Source organism: Pseudomonas sp. xss_2, assembly GCF_043104195.1.
GTDB lineage: Bacteria > Pseudomonadota > Gammaproteobacteria > Pseudomonadales > Pseudomonadaceae > Aquipseudomonas > Aquipseudomonas urmiensis.
Genome location: NZ_JBICKL010000100.1, coordinates 1 through 608, shown reverse-complemented (window position 1 = coordinate 608; position 608 = coordinate 1). Strand labels below are relative to the sequence as shown.

1 protein-coding gene and 1 pseudogene are annotated in these 608 nt (G+C 61.0%); both read right to left on the bottom strand.

Annotation, left to right across the window (positions count from 1 at the left end; translation table 11 throughout):
• Positions 1 to 197: pseudogene (locus ACF8K2_RS24125) on the bottom strand (TIGR03756 family integrating conjugative element protein); the annotation flags it as partial.
• A 222-nt stretch (positions 198 to 419) separates the two neighbouring features.
• Positions 420 to 608, bottom strand: a 189-nt coding sequence (locus ACF8K2_RS24120) for a hypothetical protein (RefSeq protein WP_392468125.1), incomplete at its 5' end; no start/stop codon positions are given.

The window sequence follows — 608 nt, the reverse complement described above, 5'->3', positions numbered from 1 at the left end:
GGCGAACACAGCAGCCAATAGCAGATCCCGACGATGCGGTACTCCAGGCACTGCAGCGACGTGACGGAGGCAATGATGGCGGGGGTGGTCAACGCCAGGCACTGCCCGGCAGCTACGAGCAAAGCGATCGCGATGTAGCCGCAACCTCGGCCAGGTTTCTTCGGCTGGGGCGTTCGGCATGGGGCGGTCAGGTTCATCGGCAGCACTCGGCTAGGGGCAACGGTGTGCATCCATGCGCCGAGTTGCAGCATCGCGGATCAGGTAGAGGATGTGGACGGACAAACCGAGGCTGGTGCCTTCGGTTTCTGCAACGGCCGGGATAAGGGCTGCGACCTGTCCAGAATTACCGATGGAGTACAAATGTACTCTTGTCGTTTTTTAATGCTCGACAGGCTATGGAGCGTCGTGGGCTACGAGGTTCAGTACATGCCGCGCAAGCGATCGATGTCCGCCGCAATCTGCAGCGCCGCCTCCAGTTCGGACATCTGTTGCGTTTCCATCAGCCGCCAGCGCTGGGCTTTTTCCTCGGGCTCGGTCATGGCCAGAGCGAGGTATAGGCTCGGCGGTACCGCGCGAAACAGCGTCTCGAACTGCTTCGACAGGACCAC